This is a genomic window from Streptomyces rimosus subsp. rimosus, from assembly GCF_000720725.1.
GTDB classification, from domain to species: Bacteria; Actinomycetota; Actinomycetes; order Streptomycetales; family Streptomycetaceae; genus Streptomyces; species Streptomyces rimosus_A.
Window position 1 is genome coordinate 1 of record NZ_JOCQ01000212.1, and the last position, 2,471, is coordinate 2,471.

At 71.3% G+C, this 2,471-nt stretch carries 2 protein-coding genes and 1 pseudogene; 1 reads left to right on the forward strand and 2 read right to left on the reverse strand.

Translation table 11 applies throughout. The annotated features are described in order from the left end of the window. Positions 1 to 443: 443 nt before the first annotated feature. Positions 444 to 962, forward strand: a pseudogene (locus IH45_RS1000000150925) (peptidoglycan DD-metalloendopeptidase family protein); the annotation flags it as partial. A 47-nt stretch (positions 963 to 1,009) separates the two neighbouring features. On the opposite strand, the gene IH45_RS1000000150930 reads toward IH45_RS1000000150925, so the two are convergent. Continuing rightward, positions 1,010 to 1,153 carry a hypothetical protein gene (locus IH45_RS1000000150930; protein WP_324607986.1) on the reverse strand — a complete coding sequence of 48 codons (144 nt, stop codon included), beginning with the start codon at positions 1,151 to 1,153 and terminating at the stop codon, positions 1,010 to 1,012. A gap of 125 nt (positions 1,154 to 1,278) precedes the next feature. Next, entirely contained in the window at positions 1,279 to 1,818 is a 540-nt protein-coding gene (locus tag IH45_RS0142450) for a TetR/AcrR family transcriptional regulator (RefSeq protein WP_032919547.1), read from the reverse strand. Positions 1,819 to 2,471 lie beyond the last annotated feature (653 nt).

A 2,471-nucleotide genomic window follows, 5' to 3' on the forward strand; every position in this document is an offset into this window, starting at 1 on the left:
GGCCTGGGGTCGGGCGCCTGGAGGCGGGGGACGAGGCTTGGGCGCACGGATCGGGCCAGGGAGGTGGTACCGCAAGGTGGTACCGCAAGGGTGACGGGGTTGTGCACAACCCGTCGGTAATCCACTGATTCAGCTCAAGATCCCCAAGCTGCTGCGGAACACGTCATCGTCGCTGCATGCGCCTACGAACCCGAACCGTTCCCGAGGCCGTACGCTCCGTAATCGCGCGGCGGCCGGTACACATCGTGATCACCTGGCCGCCGACGCGCACCGTACGCCGCGTGCGCGACCTGCGGCCCCTCCCTCAGCGGCCCCCAACCGTCCACCCGGCAGTCTCCGAGCTCGCAGGCACCGTGGGCATCTCCGGCTGGAGACGGGCGGGACGACCTACGCCGCCCCGTTCCCCCGTCGTCCGCCTCCCGCCCTTGTGGGCAGCGGGCGCGATGCTGGCCTTGCTGTTCGCCGGGGCGGCCGCAGCCGGTGGAATTCTCACCGGAGCGGGAGCGGGAGCCGGAACCGGACCACTGAACCCCGAGGATGCGACAAGATCCCTTCAGCACCGACCGGCACCGCTGTCCGACGACTCCAACGATTCCACCGCCCCCAGGCCGGACCGGCCTCCTCCGACAGGGGCGATCGGCGAACGGGCGTGGCCGGTCGCCGGGACGGCCGGCGCGCGGCCCACCATCGCGCGCGGCTGGGAGCCTCCACCCGCCCCATGGGCGCCCGGCCATCGGGGTGTGGACCTCCTGGCGACCGCGAACGCAACGGTACGGGCCGCTGCCCCGGGCCGCGTCCTCTTCGCCGGCCAGGTGGCGGGCCGTGGCGTCCTGTCCATCGAGGTGTCGGGATCCGGAACCCCGCCGCTCCGCACCACGTACGAACCGGTCCGCCCGACCGTCCGAAAGGGCGATCACGTCACCGCGGGCCAGCCAGTTGCCACCCTCGGCCCAGGCCCGTTCCACTGCTCCGCCCCGTGCCTGCACTGGGGCCTGCTCCGCGGCAAGACCTACTTGGACCCGCTCTCCCTGCTCCCGCCGTCGATGTGGCACTCCGCGCCATCGCGGCTTCTCCCGGTCACGGCCGTACCGGAGCCGGCAGGCGGGGCGGAGCGGCGGATGCGGAATCCGATGCCGATCTGGAGCAGACTCACGCCCCGCCTCTCCCCAGGCACGCCTGTGAAGGGAGACCGTGAAAGGGGCAGGTCATGGCCAGCGACCGTGAACCCTGGACCGGAAGCCGACCAGCCCACCAACCATTCAGCGCCTTATACGCCGATCAGCCTCTTACGCCGCCCAGGACCATGGCGACCGCAGCCTCCGTGATCTGCGTCGGGTCTTCCGCGGCCCCGAGCTCGATACGGCGAACCGCGGCATCGACGATGCCCTGGAGCAGCATGGCGGCGAGACGCGGCTGTTCGTGGCCGAGGCCGGCCAGTGCCTCCACGATCATCGCGATGAGACCGCCGTGCGCTGCCCGGATCTTCTCCCGCGCACCGGCGTCCAGCTCACCTGCCGAGATCGCGACGACGGCCCGGTGCCGGCGGTCACCAACCAGCGTGAGCTGCTGGCGCACGTAAGCCTCGATCTTGGCCTCAGGCGTCTCGACCCGCTCCATCGCCGCCTCGACCTCGGCCGCCCACACGGGAAAGTCGACAGCGCACAGCTCCTCGACGACGGCCGCGCGAGAACGGAAGTACTCGTAGACGGAGGAACGCGCGAGCCCCGTGCGCTCGGCGAGGGCGGGGAAGGTCAACGCCTCGGTCCCGCCTTCGGACAGCAGGGTCCGGGCGGCGTCCAAAAGGGCGCCACGCTGCATCGTCCGGTGCTCGGCCACTGAGGCCGCTCGAATCCTGGGCACGTCACCACTGTACGGATGGGGCGCCTGGCACGGCACTCCGCATCACGATGTGTCCGTACCGACACCCGGAGATCATGGACCGAACAACGCACACGGAGGTGAGGCGAACGCGTTCCGGCGCAAGCCCACGGCGAGAGGCCGGGCGACGGTGACGGACCGACCGTATGGGCGTGCGCATGGTGGGGAGCGGTAGACGGATCCGTGTGCTGATGGCTGGTGGCTGACGCCTGGGCCAGAGCTGACCGCCCGGAATGGTCGCCGGTACCGAGGCCACACCGGTCTCATCGGGCGGCGCGGGTGAGTCATCCGGTGGGAGCAGGTGGTCGGCTGCCGAGTTCGGTGTCGGTGCACGGGGCTGATCGCGAGAGCCAGGTGTGGCCGCCGGCGTGAGCGAGGTGGGTGACCGGACGAAGCGCGTCGCGAGGCGGCTCGACGGGCTTCAGCCACGGAAGCAGTGGGCTCGATCGTGGGTCACAGCTCGGCCCTCGGACACGCGCGCAGTGGGGCTCGCATGCGATGGACGCGGCCAGAGGGGGGGCCTACGGACACATAGGGCTGCGGTGGCGGTGGGGTGGGAGCGGGGTGGCGAAAGCGGCGGTGGTGGAGGAGGC

Excerpts from the sequence above, each read along its gene's own strand:
- IH45_RS0142450 (WP_032919547.1), bottom strand. The coding sequence starts at position 1,818 with ATGCAGCGTGGCGCCCTTTTGGACGCCGCCCGGACCCTGCTGTCCGAA.